Annotated in this window: 25 protein-coding genes and 1 tRNA gene; 15 read left to right on the top strand and 11 right to left on the bottom strand. The window is 66.1% G+C overall.

Annotation, left to right across the window (positions count from 1 at the left end; all coding sequences use genetic code 11):
* Nucleotides 1-68 precede the first annotated feature (68 nt).
* Nucleotides 69-266 (bottom strand): Flp family type IVb pilin, encoded by a 198-nt coding sequence (locus tag D4Q52_RS22885; RefSeq protein ID WP_119858884.1) that lies wholly within the window; start codon nt 264-266, stop codon nt 69-71.
* Nucleotides 267-443: 177 nt separating this feature from the next.
* Nucleotides 444-1,331: an N-formylglutamate amidohydrolase gene (locus D4Q52_RS22880; protein WP_119858883.1), complete on the bottom strand. Its 888-nt coding sequence runs from the start codon at nt 1,329-1,331 to the stop codon at nt 444-446.
* 283 nt (nt 1,332-1,614) lie between these two features.
* Between D4Q52_RS22880 and cpdR the strand changes: the two genes are divergently transcribed.
* From cpdR to D4Q52_RS22865, 3 genes are all read left to right on the top strand, one after another.
* On the top strand, nt 1,615-1,974 hold the full coding sequence (gene cpdR / locus D4Q52_RS22875; RefSeq protein ID WP_011443381.1) for a cell cycle two-component system response regulator CpdR: 360 nt from the start codon (nt 1,615-1,617) through the stop codon (nt 1,972-1,974).
* An 84-nt stretch (nt 1,975-2,058) separates the two neighbouring features.
* Nucleotides 2,059-2,133, top strand: a tRNA-Val gene (locus D4Q52_RS22870).
* A 123-nt stretch (nt 2,134-2,256) separates the two neighbouring features.
* Nucleotides 2,257-2,529 (top strand): hypothetical protein, encoded by a 273-nt coding sequence (locus tag D4Q52_RS22865; RefSeq protein WP_119858882.1) that lies wholly within the window; start codon nt 2,257-2,259, stop codon nt 2,527-2,529.
* A gap of 394 nt (nt 2,530-2,923) precedes the next feature.
* Here D4Q52_RS22865 and D4Q52_RS22860 read toward each other — a convergent pair whose 3' ends face one another.
* The gene (locus D4Q52_RS22860; RefSeq protein WP_119858881.1) at nt 2,924-3,541 is read right to left on the bottom strand and encodes a TetR/AcrR family transcriptional regulator; all 618 of its coding nucleotides are present in this window, start codon (nt 3,539-3,541) and stop codon (nt 2,924-2,926) included.
* Between the two features lie 217 nt (nt 3,542-3,758).
* On the opposite strand from D4Q52_RS22860, the gene D4Q52_RS22855 reads away from it, so the two are divergent.
* The 5 genes from D4Q52_RS22855 to D4Q52_RS22835 all read left to right on the top strand — a co-directional run bounded on the left by D4Q52_RS22855 (nt 3,759) and on the right by D4Q52_RS22835 (nt 10,043).
* Nucleotides 3,759-4,292, top strand: coding sequence for a (2Fe-2S)-binding protein (locus D4Q52_RS22855; RefSeq protein WP_119858880.1), 534 nt, complete (start codon nt 3,759-3,761; stop codon nt 4,290-4,292).
* Nucleotides 4,289-5,275 (top strand): FAD binding domain-containing protein, encoded by a 987-nt coding sequence (locus tag D4Q52_RS22850; protein WP_119858879.1) that lies wholly within the window; start codon nt 4,289-4,291, stop codon nt 5,273-5,275. The genes D4Q52_RS22855 and D4Q52_RS22850 overlap by 4 nt, the downstream gene beginning before the upstream one ends.
* Before the next feature lie 41 nt (nt 5,276-5,316).
* Nucleotides 5,317-7,605 carry a xanthine dehydrogenase family protein molybdopterin-binding subunit gene (locus tag D4Q52_RS22845; protein WP_210210163.1) on the top strand — a complete coding sequence of 763 codons (2,289 nt, stop codon included), beginning with the start codon at nt 5,317-5,319 and terminating at the stop codon, nt 7,603-7,605.
* A 165-nt stretch (nt 7,606-7,770) separates the two neighbouring features.
* Complete coding sequence (locus D4Q52_RS22840) at nt 7,771-8,526, top strand: ABC transporter ATP-binding protein (RefSeq protein ID WP_119858877.1); 756 nt, start codon at nt 7,771-7,773, stop codon at nt 8,524-8,526.
* Nucleotides 8,523-10,043, top strand: coding sequence for a permease (locus D4Q52_RS22835; RefSeq protein WP_119858876.1), 1,521 nt, complete (start codon nt 8,523-8,525; stop codon nt 10,041-10,043). Before D4Q52_RS22840 ends, D4Q52_RS22835 begins: the two co-directional genes overlap by 4 nt.
* Here the strand turns inward: D4Q52_RS22835 and D4Q52_RS26585 are convergent.
* The 4 genes from D4Q52_RS26585 to D4Q52_RS22820 form a co-directional block, all read right to left on the bottom strand.
* The gene (locus tag D4Q52_RS26585; protein ID WP_182915415.1) at nt 10,024-10,173 is read right to left on the bottom strand and encodes a hypothetical protein; all 150 of its coding nucleotides are present in this window, start codon (nt 10,171-10,173) and stop codon (nt 10,024-10,026) included. The genes D4Q52_RS22835 and D4Q52_RS26585 overlap by 20 nt on opposite strands.
* Nucleotides 10,174-10,499: 326 nt before the next feature.
* The gene (locus tag D4Q52_RS22830; RefSeq protein ID WP_119858909.1) at nt 10,500-11,453 is read right to left on the bottom strand and encodes a DUF5996 family protein; all 954 of its coding nucleotides are present in this window, start codon (nt 11,451-11,453) and stop codon (nt 10,500-10,502) included.
* Nucleotides 11,454-11,530: 77 nt separating this feature from the next.
* Nucleotides 11,531-12,130, bottom strand: a complete 600-nt coding sequence (wrbA, locus tag D4Q52_RS22825; protein ID WP_119858875.1) for an NAD(P)H:quinone oxidoreductase — start codon at nt 12,128-12,130, stop codon at nt 11,531-11,533.
* Nucleotides 12,131-12,337: 207 nt separating this feature from the next.
* Nucleotides 12,338-13,036 carry a pirin family protein gene (locus tag D4Q52_RS22820; RefSeq protein WP_119858874.1) on the bottom strand — a complete coding sequence of 233 codons (699 nt, stop codon included), beginning with the start codon at nt 13,034-13,036 and terminating at the stop codon, nt 12,338-12,340.
* 132 nt (nt 13,037-13,168) lie between these two features.
* Between D4Q52_RS22820 and D4Q52_RS22815 the strand changes: the two genes are divergently transcribed.
* The gene (locus D4Q52_RS22815; protein ID WP_119858908.1) at nt 13,169-14,095 is read left to right on the top strand and encodes a LysR family transcriptional regulator; all 927 of its coding nucleotides are present in this window, start codon (nt 13,169-13,171) and stop codon (nt 14,093-14,095) included.
* Here the strand turns inward: D4Q52_RS22815 and D4Q52_RS22810 are convergent.
* Nucleotides 14,082-14,927, bottom strand: a complete 846-nt coding sequence (locus D4Q52_RS22810; protein ID WP_119858873.1) for a protein-disulfide reductase DsbD domain-containing protein — start codon at nt 14,925-14,927, stop codon at nt 14,082-14,084. The genes D4Q52_RS22815 and D4Q52_RS22810 overlap by 14 nt on opposite strands.
* 134 nt (nt 14,928-15,061) lie before the next feature.
* On the opposite strand from D4Q52_RS22810, the gene D4Q52_RS22805 reads away from it, so the two are divergent.
* On the top strand, nt 15,062-15,691 hold the full coding sequence (locus tag D4Q52_RS22805) for a YqgE/AlgH family protein (protein ID WP_119858907.1): 630 nt from the start codon (nt 15,062-15,064) through the stop codon (nt 15,689-15,691).
* A 313-nt stretch (nt 15,692-16,004) separates the two neighbouring features.
* On the opposite strand, the gene D4Q52_RS22800 is transcribed toward D4Q52_RS22805, so the two are convergent.
* On the bottom strand, nt 16,005-18,881 hold the full coding sequence (locus D4Q52_RS22800; RefSeq protein WP_182915414.1) for an EAL domain-containing protein: 2,877 nt from the start codon (nt 18,879-18,881) through the stop codon (nt 16,005-16,007).
* Between the two features lie 111 nt (nt 18,882-18,992).
* Nucleotides 18,993-19,991, bottom strand: a complete 999-nt coding sequence (locus D4Q52_RS22795) for an NAD(P)H-quinone oxidoreductase (RefSeq protein WP_119858871.1) — start codon at nt 19,989-19,991, stop codon at nt 18,993-18,995.
* 109 nt (nt 19,992-20,100) lie between these two features.
* Between D4Q52_RS22795 and D4Q52_RS22790 the strand changes: the two genes are divergently transcribed.
* Together D4Q52_RS22790 and D4Q52_RS22785 are read left to right on the top strand one after the other, a co-directional pair.
* Nucleotides 20,101-20,292, top strand: a complete 192-nt coding sequence (locus D4Q52_RS22790) for a DUF1192 domain-containing protein (protein ID WP_119858870.1) — start codon at nt 20,101-20,103, stop codon at nt 20,290-20,292.
* A gap of 384 nt (nt 20,293-20,676) precedes the next feature.
* A complete protein-coding gene (locus D4Q52_RS22785) occupies nt 20,677-21,192 on the top strand; it encodes a DUF1465 family protein (RefSeq protein WP_119858869.1) in 516 nt (171 codons plus the stop codon).
* An 87-nt stretch (nt 21,193-21,279) separates the two neighbouring features.
* On the opposite strand, the gene rpmE is transcribed toward D4Q52_RS22785, so the two are convergent.
* Nucleotides 21,280-21,507 carry a 50S ribosomal protein L31 gene (gene rpmE, locus D4Q52_RS22780; RefSeq protein WP_054163797.1) on the bottom strand — a complete coding sequence of 76 codons (228 nt, stop codon included), beginning with the start codon at nt 21,505-21,507 and terminating at the stop codon, nt 21,280-21,282.
* Nucleotides 21,508-21,704: 197 nt separating this feature from the next.
* On the opposite strand from rpmE, the gene D4Q52_RS22775 reads away from it, so the two are divergent.
* The 3 genes from D4Q52_RS22775 to D4Q52_RS22765 all read left to right on the top strand — a co-directional run bounded on the left by D4Q52_RS22775 (nt 21,705) and on the right by D4Q52_RS22765 (nt 26,294).
* A complete protein-coding gene (locus D4Q52_RS22775; protein ID WP_119858868.1) occupies nt 21,705-23,609 on the top strand; it encodes an ABC transporter ATP-binding protein/permease in 1,905 nt (634 codons plus the stop codon).
* Nucleotides 23,610-23,685: 76 nt separating this feature from the next.
* Nucleotides 23,686-24,606: a transporter substrate-binding domain-containing protein gene (locus tag D4Q52_RS22770; protein ID WP_119858906.1), complete on the top strand. Its 921-nt coding sequence runs from the start codon at nt 23,686-23,688 to the stop codon at nt 24,604-24,606.
* A gap of 50 nt (nt 24,607-24,656) precedes the next feature.
* Nucleotides 24,657-26,294 carry a lysine--tRNA ligase gene (locus tag D4Q52_RS22765; RefSeq protein ID WP_119858867.1) on the top strand — a complete coding sequence of 546 codons (1,638 nt, stop codon included), beginning with the start codon at nt 24,657-24,659 and terminating at the stop codon, nt 26,292-26,294.
* Nucleotides 26,295-26,444 lie beyond the last annotated feature (150 nt).

The raw sequence follows: 26,444 nt of genomic DNA, 5'->3' as shown, positions 1-26,444 counted from the left end.
GGGTGAGAACGCCCTGCTAGGATGGAGCTCACCAGAAGGGTGCGGTCGCCGACACCCGCGGAGACGGGCTAGCCGCCGGAGCCGGAACCGCCGCCGGCCGTACCCTTGATCTGGGTGTTCAGACTTGTGAATTTCTCCGCCAACGTCCCGCCGAGGCTTTGAACCACAACGATAATCGCCAGAGCAATACCGGCTGCGATGAGGCCATACTCGATGGCAGTGGCCCCCGACTCATCGGACAGAAATTTCCGAACCAGGTTCTTCACGACTATTCTCCAAAGGGTGGTGCACGGAATAAGTTCCGCAACCGGAACTTGCGGCGACCCCTGTTAAAGACTGACTAAATCAACCACAAAATCGCGCGGTAAAGTTGTATTTTTGATTTCAATCAACGGTAAGGAGGTGAGGGTTTTAAGACTAATTGTCCACGAAATTGGCTGCGCCTATTCCGCGGCGGCCTGGAATGGGCCCAGATCGCTGAGCGGGATGGCGGCCAGCGCATCAGCCAGAACAGTAAAGTCCTCGGCCACCCTACCAAATCGTTCGCTTCGCTCGCGCAGCCGCTCGTCCATATAGATGGCGCGGTTGAGTTCGACCTGCACCGTGTGCAGGCCGCGGGACGGATTGCCGTAATGTTCGGTGATGAAGCCGCCCGCATAGGGCTTGTTGCGGCCGACCGAATAGCCGCGTGCGGCCATCGTTTCCTCGATCACGCTCGGGATCAGCGCCGCGCAGCTGGTGCCATAGCGATCGCCGATCACCACGTCGGGGCGCCGCGGCTCGTCACGCGCGACGCCGACCGACGGCATCGAATGGCAATCGACCAGCAGCACCGCGCCCCAACTGTCGTAGGCCTGGCTGATCAACTTCCGCAACGCGCGGTGATACGGCTTGTACAGTGTCTCGATTCGGCCCAGCGCATCGTCGATGGCGATGCGCTCGCGATAGATCTCCTGGCCGTCACCGACAACGCGCGGGATGGTGCCGAGGCCGCCGGCCACCCGCATCGACCGGGTGTTGGCGAAGCTCGGCAGCCGGCCATTGAACATCCGCGGGTCGAGCTCGTAGGGCTCGCGATTGACGTCGATGAACGAGCGCGGGAAGTGGACGCGCACCACCGGAAAGCCGCGGGCGGAGAGGTGGTCGATCAATTCGTCCATGAACGAATCTTCGGAGCGCTGCAGCGCTTCGAGATCGATCCGCGAGGCATTCAGAAAAGCGTTCGGATAAACCGATCCCGAATGCGGCGAATTGAAAATGATCGGCGCACGCCAGGTTTGCGGTTCGCAAATCTCGAACGGAGGCGAGAACTCGCCGTCGAACCCGGTCATCGTCGTCCGCCGTTCGTCAAGTCTGTTGGTCCCCGCGCCGCTCTGCAACCGCCTGTCGTGAACGGCAACATTGTCGGCAATGTTACCGTGTGCCAAGCAAAATCATTCCAGCTTTGGCCTAACTGTGAGAGCACAAGATCGTGCCTGCTGCCTGCCCGATGGGCGCATCCTGCACCAATCGCTTGCCTTCTGACGTCCACACCGCGAGAATTTCACCCGAAATTTACCAACAGCCGGTCTAAGTGAATCACAGTTCTCCGACCGGATTTGAAGTCCAGCAATGATGCACAAGATCCTCCTCGCCGAAGACGACAACGACATGCGCCGGTTTCTGGTCAAGGCGTTGGAAAACGCAGGGTTCCAGGTATCCTCTTTCGACAACGGCATGTCGGCCTATCAGCGGCTGCGCGAGGAGCCGTTCGAAATGCTGCTGACCGACATCGTGATGCCCGAGATGGACGGCATCGAGCTGGCGCGCCGCGCCTCGGAGCTCGATCCCGACATCAAGATCATGTTCATCACCGGCTTTGCGGCTGTCGCGCTGAATTCCGATTCGGAAGCTCCGAAGAACGCCAAAGTGCTCTCCAAGCCCGTGCACCTGCGCGAATTGGTCAGCGAAGTGAACAAGATGCTGGCGGCGTGAAATAGCCGTCGAAATCCTGCTTTGGTGTCCTTGCCTGACCGGCCCGGAGCCGATATAGGGACGCCACCCGTGAAGACGAACTAAGGGCGCGTAGCTCAGCGGGAGAGCACCTCGTTGACATCGAGGGGGTCACAGGTTCGATCCCTGTCGCGCCCACCATCCCGTACAGTCTTCCAGTCTCACCCAATCAGATCGCCCGTACGCGCCGTCTCTGCAGCCGCGGAACGATGCGCCCTGCGACGAATTGGCTCAACATCGCCATTCAACGTACGGAGCGACAGCATGATCAAGCAGATTGCCATCACCGCCGCCGCGCTGGCGGCGCTTTCCACCGCCGCCGTCACGGCGGCCAGCGCCCAGGACGTCGGCATCGGCGTCGGCCCGGTCGGGGTCACCGTCGGCAGCGCCCCTGGGCCGTATTACGACCGCGAGGATCGCTACGTGCGCGAGCGCCGCGTCTATCGTGAGCGTGAGCCCGACGAGACGGTGGTGGTCCGCCGGCAATATCGCGAGGAGCCGCGCCGCCGTGTGATCATCGAGCACGACGACGATTGAGATAACCGATGAGATAAGACGGCAACGGCCTCCCTTTGGGGAGGCCGTTTGCGTTGGGCAGGCGCGGTCGAACGCGCCGCCCAGCTTTGGATGAAGCAACGCCGCCGCGCGAAAACCTCTCCCCGCGCGCGGGGAGAGGTCGGATTGCGCAGCAATCCGGGTGAGGGGGCGCCTCCGCAAACCTGAGCGCCTGCTATCCTTGTGACCCTGATGGCTCAACAAGCTCGCGCTCGGCCACCCTTCTCCCCGCGCGCGGGGAGAAGGAGCAGGCCGTGCTCGCCGTGGCCTCGATCCAATCAAACTTCGACGTTGGCCAGCGCGCCGGCGGACGCGGCAGAATCAGAACTTGGAGACGCTGGTCTCAAGACAGCCTCTCTAGCTATTTGAGAAATTTCTATCCCCCGCCGTCCGCGCCGTAACGCAGCCCGTCGATCAGCAGCGCGACCATGCGGCTGGTATGCGCCGCGTCGGCGCCGGGACCTGGGGTGCACAGCTGCGCGACGGCCCTGAGCAGATCATATGGGTCGGTGTCGCGCCGCACGGCGCCGGCCGCAGCGGCGGCGTCCAGCAGTGATTGCAGGGCCGGCAGCAGTCGCTGCTCGAAATACGCCGGCAAATTGTCATAGGCCGGGTTGCCGGAATACAGCGCCGCGGCGAGGCCGCGCTTGGTGGCGATGAAGTCGACATAGCGCTGCATCCAGCGCGACAGCGCCTCGATCGGCGGATGCTTGTCGGCCAGCTCCGCCGCCGCGTCCGCGCAGGCGTCGACGCCGTTGCGAAACACCGCGACGATCAGGTCCGAGCGCTGCGGGAAATGCCGATACAGCGTGCCGACGCCGACGCCGGCTTTCTCGGCGATCTCGCGCACCGGCGCGTCCACCCCGGAAACCGCAAACACCGCCACCGCGGCGTCCAGCACGGTCTGCAGGTTGCGCCGGGCGTCCGCGCGGACCCGACGCGGCGTGCCGGCTGCAGCCCGTGCGGCAGGTTTACGCGGCGGCTCGTCGGTCACAAGAATACCTCTTGATAAACGGAACGATGTTCCGTATAAAGCATTACCGGTTCGTTATCTCATATCGATGCCTGCCGGGCTACGCAGCATCGCTGCCAACCAACCAACGCCCGAACCAAGCAGCCGCTCAGCGGTTAGCGATTTTCCGTTCCGCGCAGCAATGCGGCGGTCGCGGTTGCTTGCGTCTCTGCTTCAGCTCCGTCCCGAAGGAGGTCATATGACCGCTGTTCGACCAGCCGCGTCCGCGGCGATCTGCATCAACGGGGTCGACTTCCCCGTCCCCGCCGACCCGCGCGTCTCTCTGCTCGACCTGTTGCGCGAGACGCTCCAATTGCATGGCACCAAGAAGGGCTGCAACCAGGGCGCCTGTGGCGCCTGCACGGTGCTGGTCGATGGCGAGCGCATCGTGTCCTGCCTGTCGCTCGCTGTGCAGCACGCTGGCCGCAGTGTCACCACCATTGAAGGCCTGGCCAACGAACAGGGCCTGCATCCGTTGCAACAAGCCTTCATCGAGCACGACGGCTTCCAATGCGGCTACTGCACGCCGGGGCAGATCTGTTCGGCGATCGGCATGGCGGCCGAGTCGAAGCGCGGCGTGCCGAGCCACGTGACGCGTGATCTCGGCGATGACCACGTCGCCCCGACCCATGACGAAATCCGCGAACGCATGAGCGGCAATTTGTGCCGCTGCGGCGCTCACAACGGCATCATCGCGGCGATCCGCGACACCTACGCGGAGGCCGCAGAATGACTCCCTTCGATTACTCACGCGCCGGCGACGTCGCCGAAGCGGTGCGGCTCGGTGGCGCCGCGCAAGCCAAGTTTCTCGGCGGCGGCACCAATCTGGTCGACCTGATGCGCGAGACGCTCGAGCGTCCGACCGCGCTGGTCGATATCACCGGCCTGCCGGCGGCGATCACCGAACGGGGCGACGGCGGCCTGCTGATCGGCGCCGCGGTGCGCAACACCGCGCTCGCCGAGCACCGCACCGTGCGCACGCGCTATCCGCTGCTGGCGCGTGCCATCCTGGCGGGCGCCTCGGCACAGATCCGCAACATGGCGACCGTGGGTGGCAATCTGCTGCAGCGGACACGCTGCACGTACTTCTACGACGACGCCGGCTCGCGCTGTAACAAGCGCAGCCCGGGGCAGGGCTGCGATGCCATCGACGGCTTCAATCGCAACCACGCCATCCTCGGTGCATCGAAAGCCTGCGTCGCCACGCATCCGTCCGACATGTGCGTGGCGCTCGTCGCGCTCGACGCGGTGGTGCATCTCGAAGGTAGCGCCGGCAAGCGGACGCTGCCGTTCGCAGACTTCCATCGCCTGCCGGGCGATCGTCCTGACCAAGAGACCACGCTGCAGCCCGGCGAACTGATCACCGCGATCGAACTGCCGGCGCACCCGATCGCGGCGCGCTCGACCTATCGCAAGGTCCGCGACCGCTCGAGCTACGCGTTCGCACTGTTGTCGGTCGCCGCCGCGCTCGAACTCGAGGGCGGCAAGGTCAAGGACGTACGGCTGGCGCTCGGCGGCGTCGCCCACAAGCCGTGGCGCTCGCTGAAAGCCGAGCAGGCACTGCGCGGCGGTGCCGCTTCGGCAGAGGCGTTCCGTGCCGCGGCCGAGGCCGAACTCGCCGATGCGGTGCCGCTGCGCGACAACGCTTTCAAGATTGAACTTGCCAAACGCACGATCACCGCGGTGCTCGGCGAACTCGCAGGAGATGCCCGATGAGCATCGTCAACGAAGCCAAGCAAGCGGTGCGCGGCGCCATGATGGATGTCATGGAAAAGGCCGTCGCGCTGGCTCCCGATAATTGGATGCCGGGCGGCGATCCGGATCCGTTGATCCGCACCAAGCACGGCTCGATCGGCGCCTCCGTCCCGCGCGTCGACGGCCCGCTGAAGGTCCGCGGCGCCGCGCCGTTCGCCGCGGAGTTCGCGCTCGACCGCATGCTCTACGCCGCGCTGATGTTCAGCACCGTGCCGAAAGGCCGGATCGCCACGCTCGACACCGCCGCGGCGGAAGCCGCGCCCGGCGTTGCGCTGGTGATGACTCACCGCAACGCGCCGCGCATGAAGCCGATGCCGCTTTTCATGACCGCCGAGAAGGCCGGCGGCGGCGACAATCTGCCGATCATGCAGGACGACCGCATCCACTGGAACGGCCAGCCGATCGCGCTGGTGCTGGCGGAGACACAGGAGCAGGCCGATCACGCCGTCGCGCTGATCCGCGCGACCTACGAGGCCGAGCCGGCGCTGACCAGCTTCGCCACGGCCAAGGCGAAGGGCACCGAGCCTGGCCTGTTCATGGGCCAGCCGCTCAAGGCCGAGAAGGGCAAGGCCGAGCCGGCGCTCGCCGCCGCGCCGGTGCGGGTCGATGGTCGCTACACCACGCCGCGGCACAATCACAACGCGATCGAGCCGCACGCCGCCACGGTGACGTGGCAGGGCGACAAGCTGATCGTGCACGACGCCTCGCAGGCGGTGCAGCACACCGCCTGGTCGCTCGGCGATATCTTCGGCATTGCCGAGGAGCAGGTCCACGTCACCTCGCCGTTCGTCGGCGGTGGCTTCGGCGGCAAATGCCTGTGGCAGCATCAGGTGCTCGGCGCCGCGGCGTCGAAGCTCGCCGGCCGGCCGGTGCGCATCGCGCTGTCTCGCGAGGGCGTGTACCGGCTGATCGGCGGTCGCACGCTCACCGAGCAGCGCTTCGCCATCGGCGCCGAACCGGGCGGCCGCTTCGTGTCGCTGATCCACACCGGCACGGTCGCGACCTCGAAGCAGAATGCATTTCCAGAGCCGTTCATTCTGCCGACGATGTCGAGCTACGGCTCGCCGAACATCAAGCTCGATGTCGAGATCGTTCACCTCGACATGCTCGCCAACACCTTCATGAGGGCGCCGGGTGAATCCGTCGGCACTTTCGCGATGGAGTCGGCGATCGATGAAATTGCGGTAGCGCTGGGGATGGATCCGGTCGAGCTGCGCATCCTCAATCAGCCGGGCGAGGATCCGCTGAAGGGCACGCCGTTCTCATCGCGTCGCATCGTCGAGGCCTGGCGAAGCGGCGCCGAGCGTTTCGGCTGGTCGCAGCGCAACCCGACGGCCGCCAGCGTGCGCGACGGCGAGTGGCTCGTCGGCATGGGTTGCGCCACCGCGACCTATCCGTATCACCGCATGCCGGGCGGCGCGGCGCGGATCACCCTGACGCGTGACGGCGCCGCCAAGGTCGAGATCGCCGCGCACGAGATGGGGATGGGCACCGCGACGGCGCATACGCAGGTCGTCGCCGACCGACTTGGCCTGTCGCGTGACAAGGTGACGTTTGCTTACGGCGACTCGACGTTCCCCGGTGTGGTGCTGGCCGGCGGCTCGCAGCAGACCGCGTCGATCGGCGCCTCGGTGATCGCCGCGCACCGCGTGCTGCTGAACGAGCTGCTCAAGCTCGCCGGCAACGACTCGCCGCTTGCGGGCCTCAGCGCCGACGAGGTCGGCACGCTGAACGGCGGCCTCGCCAAGCTCGACGATCCGTCGCGGCACGAGAGCTACGTCTCGATCCTCACCCGTGCGGGGCGCGATCATGTCTCGGCTGAAGGCAGCGCCTCGGCGCCGCTCGAGACCATGCACTGGTCGATGCATTCGTTCGGCGCGCTGTTCTGCGAAGTCGGTGTGAACAGCGTCACCGGCGAAACCCGCGTGCGGCGGTTCCTCGGCTCCTATGATTGCGGCCGCATCCTCAATCCGAAGACCGCGGCCAGTCAGTTCCGCGGCGGCATCATCATGGGCCTCGGCCTTGCGCTGATGGAGGAGACGCAGTTCGACGAGCGCAGCGGCCGGGTGATGAATCCGAGCCTCGCCGAGTATCACGTCCCGGTGCATCTCGACGTGCCGGAGATCGACGTGATCTGGACCGACATTCCCGATCCGCGCGCCCCGATGGGCGCCCGCGGCATCGGCGAGATCGGCATCACCGGCGTCGGCGCCGCGGTCGCCAACGCTGTTTTCAACGCTACCGGCAAGCGCATCCGCGATCTGCCGATCACGCTCGACAAGCTGATGTAAGCGGCGGCAGCCCGGGCTGCTAACCGCCCGCTAACCATCGCGATGCGCGACGGCCTCCTTGAGACGGGAGGCCGTCGTCGTTTCGGCAGCCGGATTCATCGCGGCGAAACTTCTGCCCTCCATCCTGTTGTGCGCAACGACACAGCCTTGCGTCACGGGGACGTCATGACCGGATCGACCGGGTTTGCGCTGGAACTGCGCGGCCTCGCCAAGAGCTATGACCGGCCCGCGGTGGATCACCTCGATCTCACCGTTCGTCGCGGCGAGTTCTATGCGCTGCTTGGCCCCAACGGCGCCGGCAAGACCACGACGCTGCGCATGGTCGCGGGGCTGCTGCAGCCGGACGCGGGAACGATCCGCGTGCTCGGCATCGATGCGCTGGCCGATCCGATCGCCGCCAAGCAGGTCACCGCCTGGGTGTCGGACGAGCCGATGATCTACGACAAGCTGACGCCGCTGGAATATCTCAGTTTCGTCGCCGGCTTGTGGGGCTGCGATCCGGATCGCGCCGAGACAACGTCGGTCCGATTACTGGCCCAGCTCGACCTCACCGCGCATCAGCACCAGCGCTGCGAAGGCTTCTCCAAGGGCATGCGCCAGAAGGTGGCGCTGGCCGGCGCGCTGGTGCACGAGCCGCAACTCATCATCCTCGACGAACCGCTCACCGGCCTCGACGCGGTGTCGGCGCGCCGCGTCAAAGAGATTCTGCAGACGCGCGTGCAGGCCGGCTGCACCGTGATCATGACGACCCACATCCTCGAAGTCGCCGAGCGCATGGCCGATCGTATCGGCGTGATCGTCGCCGGCCGGCTGGTCGCCGAGGGCACGCTCGGCGAATTGCGCAGCCGGATCGGCAGCGGCGATTCCAGCCTCGAGGACATGTTCGTCGCGCTGGTCGGCGGCGAGGCCGTGCCGGCATGACCACGGCGACGCTGGCCAGCTTCGCGCGGCACGATCTGCGGCTCGCCTGGCGCGATTTCCTCGGCATGCTCACCGCCGGCCGGCGCCGCCGCGTGCGCAACGTGGTGCTGGCGCTGATCGTGATCGCGGCGCTGCTGCATCTGCCGGCCTGGGGGCTGGTCGGCCGCTACGCGCATCTTCCCCGCGATGCAGACGTCACCAGCCTGCTGGTGATCACCGCAGTGCTGGCGCTGAGCTGGCTGCTGATGCTGTCGCAGGCGATCGAGTCGGTGACGCGGGTGTTCTACAGCCGCGCCGATCTCGACCTGATCATGTCGTCGCCGGTGCCGCTGGCGCGGGTATTCTCGGTGCGGATGGCGGCAATCGCGCTCACCGTCACGGCGATGGCGCTGTTGTTCGCCGCGCCGGTGATCGACGTGCTGGCGCTCGCCGGCGGCGCGCATTGGCTGACCGCGTTCGGCGTCGTCGCTGCGATCGGCATCTCGGCGTCGGCGGTCGCCATCGCCGTGGCGCTCTTGCTGTTCCAGCTGATCGGTCCGAAGCGGACGCGGCTGGCGGCGCAGATCGTCTCGGTGGTGATCGGCGCCGGCTTCGTCATCGGCCTGCAGGTCGCCGCGATCCTGTCGACCGGCACGCTGTCGCGCTTTGCGGTGTTGACCTCGGATCTCGCCGCGAGCTGGGCGCCAGGCGCGGCGAGCGTGTTGTGGTGGCCGGCGCGCGCCGTGCTCGGCGACGTACTGGCGCTGGTCGCGCTGCTCAGCGTCAGCCTCGTGTTGCTCGGGCTGGTGATGATCTGGGTGACGCCGCGGCTCGGCGCCGTGGTGGTCGCGGCGGCCGGCGCCAGCGCCACGATCGCGCATCAACGCGCCCCGCGCTTCCGCCGCGGCTCGCGGCAGCAGGCGCTGCGGCACAAGGAACTCATGCTGCTGCGGCGCGACCCGTGGCTGGTGTCGCAGTCGCTGATGCAGCTGCTCTATCTGCTGCCGCCGGCGCTGCTGCTGTGGCGCAGCTTCTCGGATAGTTCGACCGCCGTGGTGCTGGTCGCGCCGGTGGTGGTGATGGCGGCCGGGCAGCTCGCCGGCGGGCTGGCATGGCTGACGATCTCGGGCGAGGACGCGCCCGATCTGATCGACACCGCGCCGCTGCCGGGCTCCGCGGTGACGCGGGCTCGCATCGAGGTGGTGCTGATGGGAATTGGCGTCGTGGTGGCGCCGCTGCTGCTGCCGCTCGCCGTGCTGTCGCCGCTGTTGGCGATCGTCACGGCGGTGGGCTGTGCCCTGGCGGCGGCGTCAGCGACGGCGATTCAGCTGTGGTTTCGGGTACAAGGCCGGCGCAGCCAATTCCGTCGCCGTCAGACCTCGTCGCGGCTCGCGACCTTCGCGGAGGCGTTCTCGTCGATTGGCTGGGCCGCAACGGCCATCCTGGTACTCACCGAGCCGCGTTTCGCGCTGTTCTCGGCTGCGTTCACGCTGGGCATTCTGCTCGTCACCTGGCGCTTCAGTCCGCGTCGGGCGTAGTCCCGGTCGGACAGCCGCGGCACTGCCGGCGGCCGTGGGTAGCGAGGTTGAGGCTGATACACACCAGCCGCTTGGCCATGACTTGAAGCGGGCTGCGGGCAAGCTGCAGCATGAAATACATTTCGAGCATAATGCGATCTCCGGCGGGCAATGTGGAAATAGAGCCTGAGCGCGCTGGCGAGTAGGTCTGCGGCCAGAACAGCAGCCATGCGCAATAGATGCATCTGCATGAAATGCGGTCAGGCGGTCGTAGTGCGCGCCAATTGGGCGGTTTGGCACCGTCATTGCGAGGAGCGAAGCGACGAAGCAATCCAGCTCCGTGCACGACGCTGGATTGCTTCGCGGAGCCTGTCATCGGGCGGCGCTTCGCGCCGACCCGTTGGCTCGCAATAACGGGGAAAGTCGTTGCTTCCACCGGCGATTTAGCCGCGGAGGCAGATCACCAGTTCTGTGCGTTCAGCCCAACCGGCGCGGCACGGCAACGCGGCCGAGCGGAGCGTCGAGTGCGGCGCGGTCCCATTTGCCGAGATCGGCGGCTGCCTCGTAGGTGCTCTGCAGGAAGTCGAGCAGTGCCTGGTCCGGGTCGGCGGCAGAGCGGACGGCGTCGTAGGGCAGCAGGAATTCGCCCAGCGTCTCGCTGAAGAACGCCTCCGCCGGCCGCACCTTGGCGGCGCGAAAACCGTCCGGCGCAGGGTAGGCGTAGGAATAGAACGCCGGATAGTCGAGCCCGGCGCCGGGCCAGAACCCCGCGCTGCTGACTTCGTGCGAATAGGCTTCCTGCGCCACCTCGTTGGCGAGATACGGCACTCCGCCTGGATGCAACGGCGCGTCCCTTCCCGAGAACCGCGTCACCGCGAGATCGAAGCTGCCCCAGAAGAAGTGCACCGGGCTGGTCTTGCCGAGAAAGCCGGTGCGGAAAAGCTTGAACACACGGTCGATCTGCACCAGCGCCTGAAAGAACCGCCTTACGGCGTCGCGATCGTAGCTGGCGTGCTCGCGGTCTTCGGAGAAACGGGTCGGCGAGGGCAACTCGTTCGGCCATTGGTCGATGCTGACGCGGATGCCGAGTTCGCCGAGCGTCGCCATCACTGCGGCGTAGAAGTCGGCGACGCTTTGCGGCGCCAGCGGCAGATGGCGGATGTCGCCGTCGCTGGTGGTGATGATCAGTTCATGATCGATGAAGTCGAAGTCGATCTGAAAGGTGCGCGAGCCGTCCGGCATCGGCGATGTCGTCAGCCCGCGCGTCGTCAGATACAGCCCGATGTGCCAGGAATGATTTTGCCACGGCGTGGTGGCGAGCCGGATCTTGCCGACGATCTGGGTCCACAGATGCAGCGTCTCGCTGGTCGCGCGCCACTCCGGATAGGGCAGAGCCGGCCACGCTTCGATCTTGGGCGGTGAAACGGCCATCTCGGCTCCTTGCGCTGCGGGACCGCCGCGAGGCGCCGGCATGGCGCCCCACGATCGATTGCGGGTCAGGTTAGGACTTAACCGTGCAGCTTGATGGCGGTTTCCGCAACCGCCTTGCCCTGATACTTCGCGCCGGCGAGTTCGTTGGCGCTCGGCTGCCGCGAGCCGTCGCCGCCGGTGATCGTGGTGGCGCCGTAGGGCGCGCCGCCGGTCACCTCGTCGAGCTTCATCTGGCCCTGGAAGCCGTAGTTGAGGCCGACCACCACCATGCCGAAATGCAGCAGGTTGGTGATGATCGAGAACAGCGTGGTTTCCTGGCCGCCGTGCTGGGTCGCGGTCGAGGTGAAGGCGCCGCCGACCTTGCCGTTCAGCGCGCCCTTGGCCCACAGGCCGCCGGCCTGGTCGAGGAAGTTGGCCATCTGCGACGCCATGCGGCCGAACCGCGTGCCGGTGCCGACGATGATCGCGTCGTAATTGGCGAGGTCGTCGATGGTCGCGACCGGCGCGGCCTGGTCGAGCTTGTAGTGCGACGCCTTGGCGACGTCCGGCGGCACCAGCTCGGGCACGCGCTTGATGTCGACCTGAGCGCCCGCCTCGCGCGCGCCCTCGGCGACCGCATTCGCCATCGCTTCGATGTGGCCGTAAGCCGAGTAGTAAAGAACCAGAACCTTCGCCATGGCAGTCTCTCCGTTTGCTTGGTGATGAGTGGGGAAGTGATCGCGTTGTTAGTCAGCCGTCATGGCCGGGCTTGACCCGGCCATCCATCCTCTTCGCAAAGGCTTTCACGAAGAGGATGGATGTGCGGGTCAAGCCCGCGCATGACGGCTGTGCGGGGGCGACGCCGTGCCAATGCACGGCGCCGCGTTGTGTTCGACACTGCAGCCTTACGCCGCGTCGACCAGCACGACCTCGGCGTCTTCGAGGGCCGTGATCGTCAGCTTGGCTTCGTCGCGGATCGCGGCGCCGTCGCGGGCTTCGACCTTGACGCCGTTGACCTCGACGCTGCCGACCGCGGGCACCAGATAGAGGTGCCGGGCCTTGCCGGCCTCGTAGACGGCGCTCTCGCCGGCCTTCAGTGTGGTGGCGAGCACCCGCGCATCGGCGCGGATCGGCAGCGCATCGGTGTCACCCTTGACGCCGGACGCGATGGTCACGAGCTTGCCGGAGCGATCCGACTTCGGGAACGGCTTGGAGCCCCAGGTCGGCTGACCGCCGGTCTGCGTCGGCTCGATCCAGATCTGGAAGATCCGGGTAGTCTCCGGTTCCAGATTGTATTCCGAGTGACGCACCCCCGAGCCCGCGCTCATCACCTGCACGTCGCCGGCCTCGGTACGGCCCTTGTTGCCGAGCGAGTCCTCGTGGGTGATGGCGCCGTCGCGCACATAGGTGATGATCTCCATGTCGCGATGCGGATGCGGTGGGAAGCCGGTCTCGGGCGCGATCTCGTCGTCGTTCCAGACCCGCAGGGCGCCGTGGCCCATATTGTTCGGGTCGTAATAGCTGGCGAACGAGAAATGGTGCTTGGCCTTGAGCCAGCCGTGATCAGCGCCGCCGAGCTTGTTGAAGGGACGAAGTTCAATCATGGGAATTCTCCCTGGTTTGGCGCCGCCTGCGGCGCCGGTGAAGTGATTGGGTTCTGAATAAGCTTCGGCTTGCGTTTCAGAAATAGAAATGATTGAAACTCATTGTTTCTGAAATTGATCCAATGGGCTCCGATGACTAAGCTGCCGGACTTCGAAGCGCTGGCGATCTTCGCCAAGGTGGTCGAGCTGCGCTCCTTCGCGGCGGCGGCGGCGGAGCTGACGATGTCCAAAGCCACCGTCTCCAAGGCGGTGACGCGGCTGGAGGCGCGGCTCGGCGCGCGGCTGTTCAACCGCACCTCGCGTCGGCTCGCGCTGACAGATGCCGGCCAGCGGCTCGCCGAGCGCGCCGCGCAGCTGCTGGCGGACGGCGAGGCGGCGGAGAGCGAGGCGCTGGCGCAATCGGCGGCGCCGCGCGGGCTGGTGCGGCTGGCGGTGCCGATGACGTTCGGCGTCAACGTCGTGGCGCCGCTGCTGCCGGATTTCCTCACCGCCTATCCGGAAGTCTCGGTCGACCTGCATCTGTCCGACCAGATGGTCGACCTGATCGGCGAAGGCTTCGATGCCGGCGTGCGGATCGCGTCGCTGCCGGATTCCTCGCTGGTGGCGCGGCGGCTGTGCGCGATGCCGCGCTACACGGTCGCGGCGGCGTCCTATCTGGCGCGTTACGGGCGGCCGACGCATCCGATGCAGCTCGCCGATCACCGCTGCCTCGGCTACGCCTATCTGTCGACGCCCAATGCCTGGCACTACCGCAATGCACAGGGTGAGCAGGCGGCGGTGCGACCGTCAGGGCCGCTGCGCGTCAACAATGGCGAGGCGCTGCTGCCGGCGGTGATCGCCGGGCTCGGTATCGCCGACCTGCCGGAGTTCATTGTCGGCGACGCGATCACGTCCGGCGCCGTCGAGGTCATCCTGGAAGGCTGGCACCAGCGCGAGAGCTCGGTGCATCTGGTGATGCCGCCGGGCGGGCCACGGCCGGCGCGGGTCGAAGCGCTGGCGGCGTTTCTGGCGGAGCGGCTGGCGAAGCGCCGGCCGCCGCGCCGGCTCAGTTCAAATTGACGTTGAACTCGTAGGATTTGTCGGGGCTCACCAGGGTGAACTTCAGCGCCGCGCCCTCGGCATGCGCGCCGGGCGGCAGGCCCTCGAGCGGGAAGGTGAAGCGCTGCACGCCCTCGGGGGCGTTCGGGGTCCGTTTCGGGATCGGCAGCGCCCAGTCGGGCGTCGGCCCTTCGACGAACAGGCTGACCTGCTGGGCCGGCGGCGCCACCACGTCGACCCACACCTCGGTGTCGCCGCGCATCACCACGTCGCGGATCGTGATCGGATTCGGGTCGCCGACATTGGCCGGCACCGGCACGGTATCGAGCGCGGCCGCAAGCGCGCTGTCCTGCGTGCTGGCAACGCTGGTGAAAGTCAGTTCCGTCATCGCCTCGACCGGCACGCACAATTTCTCGCAGACCGCGTAGCTGATGTCGGCGCGCAGCGTCACCGGCTTGTCGGCGTTCTTTGCCACGATGCGTAACGGCAGCACGACGTGCGACTTGTAGCCGAGCGAGGTGCCGCCAGCGCCGTCGGCAAATGCGGTAGGGGCAGGCCACAGGATCGTTACCGCTTCGACGTTGTCGGATTTCGAAAAATCGAACCGCGGCGGTACGCCAGAGTCGCCCGGCGAGCGCCAGTAGGTTTTCCAGCCCGGCTGCAACTGGAAAGCAATGCCACCCAGCAACACCGCACCGCTGCGCGATCCCGCGACCAGCCGCACCGCAGAGTGGCTTTCGCTGACCCAGGGCGAGGCGTCATCGGCACGCGCCGCGGTTACCGCAAGCAACGCAAAAAATGCGGCAAACAGCGTCGACCAGGCAGAAACGCGAGCAGGAACGAATGTGATCATGTGACGTATGTACGCACGCGGACGGCGGAGAACCACTGAATTGCCTGTGATTCGATCGGCACTCCGCCGTGACTGGTTGATTGACAGGATTGGCACCCAATATCAGGATAATGCTGCAACGCGAGGATCCCCTGATGGCACCCAAGTCCAAAAGGCCCAAATCCGGCGAAGCCCGGCCGACGGAGGGGAGCTATCTCGACGGCCAGTTGCTGATCGCGATGCCGGTGATGGAAGACGAGCGCTTCGCCCGCTCGGTGATCTACATCTGTGCGCATTCATCGGAAGGCGCCATGGGCATCATCGTCAATCGTCCAGCCGGCAGCATCGATTTTCCCGAACTGCTGGTGCAACTCGACATCGTCGAGAAGCCCGATCAGATCAAGCTTCCGGATCACGCCGAGTCGATGAAGGTGCTGCGCGGCGGCCCTGTCGAAACCGGCCGCGGCTTCGTGCTGCACTCCAGCGATTTCTTCATCAAGGATGCGACCCTGCCGATCGATGACGGCATTTCGTTGACCGCCACGGTGGACATCCTGAAGGCCATCGCCAGCGGCTCCGGCCCGAAGCGTGCCATCCTGGCGCTCGGCTATGCCGGCTGGGCGCCGGGCCAGCTCGAAACCGAGATTCAGGACAATGGCTGGCTGCATTGCGACGCCGATGCCGATCTGGTGTTCGGCAGCGATATCGAAGAAAAATACGACCGCGCTCTGCACAAGCTCGGTATCGAGCCGGGGATGCTGTCGGCCGAAGCTGGCCACGCGTAGTTAGCCTCGAAGCTCGCGCTCACACACACATCCGTCATCGCCCGCGAAAGCGGGCGACCCAGTATTCCAGAGCGTTCGTTATTCAGTGCAAGCGCACCGCCGTACTGGATCCTCCGCTTGCGCGGAAGATGACGGCTGTGGCTGCGGCTGGGAAAGCCGGAAGCTCACCTCGCAAACTGCCGTCATGCGCGGGCTTGACCCGCGCATCCATCGCGCGCGTAGCGCGCTCTTCGAAAAATGCTTGTTACGAAGAACGATGGATTGCCGGGTCAAGCCCGGCAATAACGGCCTGCTAATTGCGTAGCGCCGTGCCTCAGCTCGCCGCTTCCAGCCGTTCTTCCGTCAAGAGCCGCATTGCGGCTTCGGCGTCCATCGGTTCGCCGAAGGCGAAGCCTTGGGCGTATTCGCAGCCGAGCTGATACAGCTCGACCGCATCCGAATCCGTCTCGGCGCCTTCGGCGACGACGTCCATGCCGAGGTCGTGCGCCAGCGCGATGATCGACTTCAGGATCACCGGGCGGGTGCCGCGGCTGGTGGTGCGGACGAACGACTGGTCGATCTTGATGGTGTCGAACGGGAAGCGTTGCAGGTAGCTCAGCGACGAATGGCCGGTGCCGAAATCGTCCAGCGACAGGCCGCAGCCGAGTTCGCGAATCCGCTGCAGCATCTGCGCGGCGTGCTCGGGATTCTCCATCACCAGCGATTCGGTGAGTTCGAGCTTCAGCGTGCCGCGTGCCACCGAGGAGCGCGACAGCACGGTCCGGACGTCGTGGATCAGATCGTGGCGCAAGAGCTGCCGCGACGAGACGTTGACGCTGGCGAAGATCGGCTCGCGCGCGCGCATCGCGCGCTGCCAGATCGCCAGCTGCTTGGCGGTCTCGTCCATCACGAAGGTGCCGAGCTCGATGATCAGGCCGATTTCCTCGGCGATCGAGATGAATTCGACCGGCGACATCCGGCCGAGCTTGGGGTGATCCCAGCGCGCCAGCGCCTCGAAGCCGGCGACCGAGCGATCCTCCAGCCGCACGATCGGCTGATACAGGATGGAGATTTCCTTGCGCTCGATGGCGCGGCGCAGTTCGGATTCCAGCGTCAGGCGGTCGGACTTCCGCGCCCGCATCGCCGGCTTGTAGACGTCGATGCGGTCGCCGCCGATCCGCTTACTGTGATACATCGCCAGCTCGGCGTCCTTGATGATCTCGTCGGAGAGCTGCGACTGCGGATCGGAGAGCGCGAGGCCGATCGATGCGGTGAGGAAGATCTCGCGGTCGTTGAAGGCGATCGGCGCCTTGATGGTCTTGCGGATGGTCTCGGCGAAGGCGGTGATCTTTGCGGGGTCCTGCTCGGACAACAGGATCAGGCCGAACTGATCGCCGGCGATGCGCGCCAGCGTGTCCTGCGGCTTGAGGATGCGGGTGAGGCGGCGAGCGAGCGTCAGCAGGATCGAGTCGCCGACCGCGATGCCGACAGAATCGTTGACCTGCTTGAAGCGGTCGATGTCGATCACCATCAGGGTCGGGCGCAAGTTCGGCATGGTCTTGGCGAAATTCGCCACCGCGCCGAGCCGGTCGATGAACAGTTTGCGGTTGGGCAGGCCGGTGAGGTTGTCGTGCACCGAGTCGTGCAGCATGCGCTCTTCGGCGTTCTTGCTCTCGGTGACGTCGGTCAGCGTGCCGACCACGCGGGTGACCTCGCCGTCATTGCCGACCACCGGGCGGGCTTTCAGGGCGAACCACATGAAGTGGCCGTCCGGCGTGCGCAGCCGGAAGTGCTGGGTCAGCCGGCCGCGGCGCTGGTCCAGCACCGAGTCGAGCGCGGCGCGGAACCGGTCCTGATCGAGCGGATGCAGCACTTCGAGCCAGGTCGCGGCGGAGCCTTCCAGCGCGCCGCGTTTCAATCCCAGCAGCGCCTCAGTCTCAGGGCTGGTGAACACCTTGTCGGCGGAAACGTCCCAGTCCCAAATCAGATCGCCGGAGCCGATCAGTGCCAGTGCGCGGCGCTCGACGTCCGACACCACGCCGCCGGTCGCGCCCGAGCCCGCGAAGGCGTGCTGCATCACCGTGAAGCCGATCAGCATCACGATCAGCACCAGGCCGCCGAGCAGCGCCGGGCCGACGATGTCGTTGGTGACCGAGCCCGCCACCGCCATGCCCGAGGCGATCACCCAGATCACCAGCAGGAACCAGGTCGGGATCAGCAACACGGCGCGGTCGAAGCCGTGGGTCGACAGATACACGATCAGCGCGAAGCCCGCGAAGGCGATCAGCACCAGCGACATCCGGGCGATGCCCGAGGCGACCGCGGGATCGAACAGCGCCAGCGCCACCAGCGAGCCGAGGAAGGCGAGCCAGCCCAGCGTGATGTGCGAGTAGCGCACGTGCCAGCGGCTGAGATTGAGATAGGCGAAAAGGAACACCAGCAGCGTCGCCGCCAGGATCGCTTCGCCGGAGGCGCGCCAGATCCGCTCGGCGCCCGACGACATGTCGAACACCTTGCTCCAGAACCCGAAATCAATGCCGATATACACCAGCACAGCCCAGGCCAACGCCGCCGCGGCGGGGAACATGATGCTGCCCTTGACGACGAACAGGATGGTCAGCACCAGCGCCAGCAGGCCGGAAATGCCGATCACGATGCCCTGGTACAAGGTGAACGAGTTGACCTTGTCCTTGTAGGCTTCGGGCTCCCACAGATACAGCTGCGGCAGCTTGTCGGTGCGTAGTTCGGCCACGAAGGTGATCACCGAGCCGGGATCGAGTGTCACGCGGAAGATATCCGCTGTGGTGGAGTCCTGACGCTCCGGACGGTCGCCGGTCGACGGCGTGATGGTGGCGATGCGCGACAGACCGAGGTCGGGCCAGAACAGCCCGGATGCCACCATGCGATAATGCGGTGCGACGATCAGGCGGTCGAGCTGATCGTCGGTGTTGTTGGCGAGCGCGAACACCACCCAGTTCTGGCCGCCTTCGCGCGCGCGCACTTCGATGCGGCGAACGATGCCGTCATTGCCCGGCGCGGTCGAGACCTGGATGCGGTCGGTGTCGCTTCGCTGATGTTCGAGGACGCCAGTGAGGTCGATCGCCGGCGCGTCGCTGCGGACGCTGACGGCGTCGAGGGCATATGCCTGCGGGGCACCCGCAATCAGCATCAAGCCCAGCGCCAGAAGCGCAAGGCATCTGATCAGACGCAAGTCAGTTCTCCGCGTTCGCACCGATCTGGAAGCGCGGCCCCCGCGCGTCTCCGAGACGGATAAATGACATGAAAGACGGAGAAAACATAGCCGCAACAACCAATGGCCGATTCAGACCGTCAACACAATTTTGCCAATATGTTGGCTGGTCTCCATCCGCCGATGCGCCTCGGCCGCATCCCGCAGTGCGAAGGTGCCGTCGATCAGCGGCTTGATCTTGCCCTGCGCCAGCAGCGGCAGCACCCTGGCCTCGATCGCCGCGACCATCGCGGCCTTGTCGGCGTTGCTACGCGGCCGCAGCGTCGAGCCGGTGTGGTGCAGCCGCTTGATCATCAGTTTGGTGAAGTTGACGGTGGTCTTGGCGCCCCCGAGAAACGCGATCTGCACGATGCGGCCGTCCATCGCGGCGGCTTCGTAGTTGCGCTCGATGTAATCGCCGCCGACCATGTCGAGGATCACCTCGACGCCCTTGCCGCCGGTCGCTTCCTTCACCGCGGCGACGAAGTCTTCGGTCTTGTAGTTGATGGCGCGGGTTGCGCCGAGCTTGAGGCAGGCGTCGGCCTTGTCCTGCGAGCCGACCGTGGTGATGACCTTGGAGCCGAGCGCGACCGCGAGCTGGATCGCCATGGTGCCGATGCCGGACGAGCCCCCATGCACCAGCAGGGTCTCTCCGGGCTGCAGGGCGCCGCGCTCGAACACATTGTGCCAGACGGTCATCAGCGTTTCGGCGGTGGCGCCGGCCTCGATCATCGAGAAGCCGGCCGGCACCGTCATCGCCTGGGCGTCCTGGGCGATGCAGTATTCGGCATAGCCGCCGCCCGCGACCAGCGACATCACCTTGTCGCCGAGCTTATGTTTCGTCGCACCCTCACCAAGCGCCACCACTTCGCCGGAGATCTCCAGGCCGGGCAGGTCGCTGGCGCCAGGCGGCGGCGGATAGCTGCCGGAGCGCTGTGCCACATCGGGACGGTTGACGCCTGCGGCCGCGACCTTAACCAGGATCTCACCGGGGCCGGGCTTGGGAACGTCCCGGGTCTCCGGCAGCAGCACCTCGGGTCCCCCCGGCTTGCTGATTCCGATCACGGTCATTTGCGAAGGGACCGGTTCCATGATTTGTCCTTGGCTGGCGGGTGACGGGGTGTCATGCGATGAGACAGCCTGATTAGACAGCGCCGGCCGCGCTGGCAACCGGACCGGATCACGAACGGCGGAGGGGACGATGGCGATCGAGGACGAGGACAAGCCGAAGGTCAAAGTCAGCCACGAGATCGGACAGGACCTGTCGTTGCTTTCGGTCGAGGAGCTTGACCATCGCATCGCGCTGCTCAAGGAGGAGATCGGCCGGCTCGAAGCCGCGATGACCATGAAGCGTGCGACCCGCGCGGCCGCGGACCGGTTCTTCAAGACCTGACCGCGCCGCGCCGACGCGCCTCGATCAGCGCCGGGGCCGGCGGGGTATGGCAAACAAATCGTTAAGCGGATCACTCATTTACGAGCGATTAAGCTTTCTCGCTTATTACTTGGGTCGTCCATCTTTGGACCGAGTGGCTCCTGTCCACTCTGTTTTGACGCCTCCCTGTTATCAACTTTAAAGCCGCCGGAAACGGCGGCTCTTTTTTGTGCTTTGTTCACCGCGTCGTCCGACGGTCACGCCGGGTTCGATCTTTTCGCCATAAGCCGCGTTAACCGTCGCAAGCGCGCGCGCTGGACTCCCGGCTTCGCGCGCGCAATGATTTGTTCATCATAAGTCGGCGCCAAGAAGCCGACCGTTAATCAATAGCGTGAGGCGTTAACCATGTCGGAAGTTTCGCAAAGCGAAGCCCCGCTCGTCGTGCTGAGCGAAAGGCTGACCAATTCGGCCGCGTTCAGTGCGCTGTTTCGCGAAGGAATGGACCTGGTCGAGGAGACCGCGGCCTATCTGGACGGCGACGGCCGCGCCGAGGCCAAGACGCTCGAGCGCTCCGTCAGCCTGACCTATGCGACCGAGAGCATGCGGCTGACCACGCGGCTGATGCAGCTGGCGTCCTGGCTGCTGCTGCACCGGGCCGTGAAGGAAGGCGAGATGACGCTGATCCAGGCCAACCGCGAAAAATCCAAGGTCAAGCTGTCGGCCGCCGATCCCGGGGCGTCCGATACGCTGGAGCGGCTGCCGGAGCAGCTGCAGTCGCTGATCGCCCGGTCGATGAACCTGCAGGCGAGGATCCGCCGGCTGGACGCCTCGATGCACCTGCCGCCGCCCTCGGAGCGGGCCCCGATCGGCAACCCGCTGGTGCCGCAGCTCAATATGCTGAAGGCGGCGTTCGAACGCTGATTTTAAACTCGATACCCCACCTAAACGAAAAACGCCCCGCAGTTGCGGGGCATTTGCGTTTCCGGGGCCAATGCAGCCGCCGAACCATCAATCTTTCTTGAGGAAGCCCGAGAACTTCTTCTGGAAGCGCGAGACGCGGCCGCCGCGATCGAGCACCTGCTGGGTGCCGCCGGTCCAGGCCGGGTGCGACTTGGGGTCGATGTCGAGGTTCAGCTTGTCGCCTTCCTTGCCCCAGGTCGAACGCGTCTGATATTCGGTGCCGTCGGTCATCACGACCGTAATGTTATGATAATCCGGGTGAATTTCGGTCTTCATGGGACATCCTTGCGCGCGCCGGCGCCTCAGCTCGATGATTTCGGGGCGAATTGGCGGGCTCTATATCGCAGCGGCGCCGCTAAGACAAGGTTTCGCGTATCCTTCACCCCGATACCGCAATGTACCGGATTTGCCAGTCGCGCCCGTTGCTGCCTATGTGAGGGTTGGAAGGCCTCTAGAATAACGCGGCAGTTCTAATGACCACAGCAAGCAAACGGCAGACTTCTGAACCCGAGGCCTCTCCGATCGCCTTGTCGCTGGATGCGATCGCGGCGACCGAAAATGTCGGCCCGCGCACCGGCACTCTGCGCGCCGATGCGGATGTCAGCCAGGTCGAAGACATCGCGGCGGTCGCCAGGCGCGGCCGGCTGCGACCGCTGCTGGCGCTGGCGCCCTATGTGGCGCGCTATCGGGGCCGGGCGCTGCTGGCCCTGGTGGCGCTGATCGTCGCGGCGGTGACCACGCTGGTGGTGCCGCTGGCGGTGCGGCGGCTGATCGACTTCGGCTTCAGCCAGGAAGGCATCGAGCTGATCAACAGCTACTTCTCGGTGATGCTCGGGGTGGTTGCGGTGCTCGCGATTGCCAGCGCTGCGCGCTATTATCTGGTGATGACGATCGGCGAACGGATCGTCGCCGACGTCCGCCGCGACGTGTTCCGCCATCTCACCGCGCTATCGCCGGCGTTCTTCGACACCGCGCGCAGCGGCGAACTGATCTCGCGGCTGACAGCCGACACCACACAGATCAAATCCGCGGTCGGCGCCTCGGTGTCGATCGCGCTGCGCAACATCCTGCTGTTCGTCGGCGCGATCTCGATGATGGTGATCACGAGCCCGCGTCTCTCCGGCTTCGTGGTCGCGGCGATTCCGCTGATCGTGATCCCGCTGGTGGCGTTCGGGCGCTGGGTGCGGCGATTGTCGCGCAACGCTCAGGATACGCTCGCCGACGCCACCGCCTTCGCGTCCGAACTCGTCGGCTCGATGCGCACCGTGCAGGCCTATACCAACGAGAAGCTCGCCAACGCGAGGTTCGGCGTCGAGGTCGAGCACTCCTACGAGGCGGCGCGCAGCTCGACCCAGGCCCGGGCGATCCTCACCGCCATCATCATCTTCATCGTGTTCGCCAGCGTTGTGGCCATCCTCTGGGTCGGCTCGCACGACGTCGCCAACGGCACGATGACGCCCGGCCGGCTCGGCCAGTTCATTCTCTACGCCGCGTTCGCGGCGTCCAGCCTCGGCCAGCTCAGCGAAGTCTGGGGCGAAGTATCCGCGGCCTCCGGGGCGGCCGAGCGGCTGTTCGAGATCCTGCGGGTCAAGCCGCAGATCGCCGCGCCCGCGAAGCCGCGCGTCTTGCCGATGCCGGTGCGCGGCGACGTCGCGTTCGACAATGTCAGCTTCGCCTATCCGACCCGGCCGGACTATCTGGCGCTGAACGGGCTGTCGCTGTCGATCAAGGCCGGCGAAAAGGTCGCGATCGTCGGCCCCTCCGGCGCCGGCAAGAGCACGCTGTTCCATCTGCTGCTGCGGTTCTACGATCCGGTCGCGGGGAAGATTTCGCTCGACGGCGTGCCGATCACAGATGCCGACCCGCAGGCGGTGCGCGAGCGCATGGCGCTGGTGCCGCAGGACTCGGTGGTATTCGCCGCCTCGGCCCGCGACAATATCCGGTTCGGCCGCGACGAGGCCAGCGACGCGGAGGTCGAGCGCGCTGCCCAGCAGGCCCACGCCACCGAGTTCATCCAGCGCCTGCCCGAGGGCTTCGACACCAAGCTCGGCGAACGCGGCGTGATGCTGTCCGGCGGCCAGCGCCAGCGCATCGCCATCGCCCGGGCCATCCTGCGCGACGCGCCGCTGCTGCTGCTCGACGAGGCGACCTCGTCGCTCGATGCCGAGAGCGAGACGCTGGTGCAGACCGCGCTGCAGGGCCTGATGCGCGACCGCACCACGCTGGTGATCGCCCATCGGCTCGCCACCGTGCTGTCCTGCGATCGCATTCTGGTCATGGAACACGGCCGCATCGTCGAGCAGGGCACCCACGCCCAGCTGGTCGCCCGCGGCGGACTGTACGCCCGGCTGGCCAAGCTGCAGTTCGAGGCGGCTTAGCCCGCCCCTCGCTTGGCCAAAACGCTCGCGTCGCGCAGCGGATGGTCTATAAGACCGGCCGGTGCGGACCCTGATGATGCAGCCTTGGATTGTGAACTGGTTTGGTGGCCGATCGGCCTGCTGGCGCGCGGCGCTGACCGCCGGCGCTCTCGCGGTTGCGCTGCTGGTGCCGGTTCATGACGCGCGCGCGGCCGAGCCCGATGCGGACGCCAAGGCGGTGGCGGCCGTGACGGCTCATGCGGTGCCGGGGTTCTGGGACCCGCGGCGGCGACCGGAGCGGCCGGACCTGTCGCGCCTCACCGTGATCCGCTTCCTCACCGAGACAGACTATCCGCCGTTCAACTTCACCGGGCCGGACGGCAATCCGGCCGGCTTCAACGTCGATCTGGCGCGGGCGTTGTGCGAAGAGATCAAGGTCACCTGCACGGTGCAGATGCGCCGGTTCGAGACGCTGCTCGACGCGCTCGCCGGCAACCGCGGCGACGCCATCATCGCGTCGCTGGCGGTGACGCCGCAGACCCGCGCCAAGGTCGACTTCACCGATCCGTACTACCGCGCCCCCGGCCGCTTCGTCGCCCGCAAGGACGCGGTGATGCCGGAGATCCGGCCGGAATATCTCGAGGGCAAGAAGGTTGGGGCGATCGCCGGCTCGGCGCACGAGGCCTATCTTAAGGCGATGTTCACCGACGCCGAGCTGCATTCCTATCCGAACGACGAGGCGCTGCGCGGCGCGCTGAAGCGCGGCGAGGTCGACTTCATCTTCGGCGACGCGATCTCGCTGGCGTTCTGGATCAACGGCACGGATTCGGAGAATTGCTGCGCCTTCTCGGGCGGCCCGTTCACCGAAAGCCGGTATTTCGGCGAGGGCGTCGGCATCGCCGTGCGCAAGGGCAACGACCTGCTGCGCCAGTCGCTGAACTGGGCGCTGTTTCGCCTCTGGGAAAAGGGGCGCTATACCGACCTGTGGCTGCGCTATTTCTCCGTCAGCCCGTTCTGAGCTCGCCACGTTTGAATTGAAGACCCGCCTGCGGGCGGCTGGAGACGTTGATGACCACGACCGATTTGCCCAGCGCGTCCGATCTGCGCACGCTCGCCGAACAATCCAACGCCTGGCCGTTCGAGCAGGCGCGCGCGCTGGTGAATCGGCTGAAGAAGCAGCCCAAGGACGAAGTGCTGTTCGAGACCGGCTACGGCCCGTCCGGCCTGCCGCATATCGGCACTTTCGGCGAGGTCGCCCGCACCTCGATGGTGCGCCACGCCTTTCGCGTGCTCACGGGCGACAAGATCAAGACCAAGCTGCTGGCGTTCTCGGACGACATGGACGGCCTGCGCAAGGTGCCGGACAACGTACCCAACAAGGAGCTACTCGAGCAGAACCTCGGCAAGTCGCTGACCAGCGTGCCGGACCCGTTCGGCACCCACGACTCGTTCGGCGCCCATAACAATGCGCGGCTGCGCGCCTTCCTCGACACTTTCGGATTCGACTACGAATTCGCCTCGGCGACCGATTACTACAAGTCGGGCCGGTTCGACGCGACGCTGCTGAAGGTGCTGGCGCGGCTCGACAAGGTGATGGCGATCATGCTGCCGTCGCTGCGTGAGGAGCGCGCCGCCAGCTACTCGCCATTCCTGCCGATCTGTCCGCGCACCGGCGTGGTGCTGCAGGTGCCGATCGTCGAGCATGACGTTGCGGCCGGCACGGTGTCCTATGACGATCCGGAGACCAAGGAGCGCGTCACCGTTCCGGTCACCGGCGGCCATTGCAAGCTGCAATGGAAGCCGGACTGGGCGATGCGCTGGACCGCCCTCGGGGTCGACTACGAAATGGCCGGCAAGGACCTGATCGACTCGGTGAAGCTGTCGGGCAAGATCTGCCAGGCGATCGGCGGCACGCCGCCGGAAGGCTTCAACTACGAGCTGTTCCTCGACGACAAGGGCCAGAAGATTTCCAAGTCGAAGGGCAACGGCCTGACCATCGACGAGTGGCTGCGCTACGCCTCGCCGGAATCGCTGTCGCTGTTCATGTATCGCGAGCCGAAGGCGGCGAAGCGGCTGTATTTCGACGTCATCCCGCGCAACGTCGACGATTACCAGCAGTTCCTCGACGGCTTCACCCGCCAGGACGCCAAGCAGCAGCTCGCCAACCCGGTGTGGCACATCCACGCCGGCAAGCCGCCGAAGGCCGACATGCCGGTGACGTTCCAGCTGCTGCTGACGCTGGTGTCGTCGTCGAACGCCGAGAATGCCGAGACGCTGTGGGGCTTCATCGGCCGCTACCGGCCGGGCGTGACGCCGCAGAGCCATCCGAAGCTCGACGCCATGGTCGGCTACGCGATCAATTACTATCGCGACTTCGTGGCGCCGACCAAAGTCTTCCGCGAGCCGACCGAGCAGGAGCGCGCGGCGCTGCAGGACCTGCGCGATGCGCTGTCGCAATTGCCGACGGACGCGACCGCCGAGGCGATCCAGGACGTCGTTTACGAGATCGGCCGCCGCGAGCCGTTCCTCGACCACAAGAAGGCCGCCAAGGACGGCAAGCCGGGCGTCTCGCTCGACTGGTTCAACATGTTGTACCAGGTGCTGCTCGGCCAGGAGAAAGGCCCGCGCTTCGGCTCGTTCGTGGCGGTGTATGGCCTATCGAATGCGGTGGCGATGATCGACGGCGCGCTGGCGCGCAGCGCGTAAATTCAGCGTTGCCTTGTAGCGTGGGTTTTGGGCCGCGGAACCCCCCCCCGCCCCCCCCAGCCCCCCGGATGGGTTTGGGGGGGGGCACCCCAACGAAGGGGGGGGGCCCGGGGCGGGGGGGTTTGTTTTTTTTTGGTTGGGGGGGCAAGT

Origin of the sequence: Rhodopseudomonas palustris (genome assembly GCF_003591005.1) — a bacterium.
GTDB classification, from domain to species: domain Bacteria; phylum Pseudomonadota; class Alphaproteobacteria; order Rhizobiales; family Xanthobacteraceae; genus Rhodopseudomonas; species Rhodopseudomonas palustris_K.
This window is presented reverse-complemented; position numbering and strand designations above follow the sequence as displayed.